Raw genomic sequence first — 711 nt, 5'->3', positions numbered from 1 at the left:
CTGGAAGAAGAATGCGCAGCGCTACAAGGCCTCTGCCGAAGAGAAATGCAGGCAGTTGCTCAAAGAGATCGATGCGTTAAATGCGGTTGAAGATGCGGCTTATGGCAACAAGGACCTGGAAGAATACGGCCCTGAGCCCATCAGCCAACAAGTTATAGCTGAGCAGATCGATCAGCTCAACGAGAAGGTGAAGGGTATCACCAGTAAAAAGGCGAAACGGAAAGCCCAGGGCCTGGGCAAGAAACTGGCGCAGACCGCAGATCGGGCCCGGCAGTACGATGATCAAATCCAAACCGCAGGTGCCCGCAGCGGCTACAATGTGACCGATCCGGATGCTAGTGCGATGATGATGAAAAACAAAGTGGAGGTACTGCCAGCCTACAATGTGCTGGCGGGCTGTGAAGACCAGTTTATCACCGGCCTAAGCCTGCACCAGAATACAAACGACGGCACTTGCTTTAAAGAGCATGTAGCGCAGATAGCAGCCCAGCAGCCCGCCCTTCCTGAAAATATCATTGCAGACAGCATCTTTGGCACAGAAGAGAACTATGAATTGCTGGAAAACAAAGGGATAAACAACTATCTGAAATTCCCCTGGTTCCACGGCGAGCAGAAGAAAAAGTATCAAAACGACCCTTTTCTGAAAGACAACTTTGGCTATAACCCTGCCTGGGATACCTATACGTGCCCTAATAGCCAGACGCTCAGCCT

General features: G+C 51.1%; 1 pseudogene. It reads left to right on the top strand.

The annotated features are described in order from the left end of the window. Positions 1–711 (top strand): annotated as a pseudogene (locus tag AAHB90_RS32475) (hypothetical protein); the annotation flags it as partial.

The organism is Dyadobacter sp. OTU695, assembly GCF_038440355.1.
Lineage (GTDB): Bacteria > Bacteroidota > Bacteroidia > Cytophagales > Spirosomataceae > Dyadobacter.
This window is presented reverse-complemented; position numbering and strand designations above follow the sequence as displayed.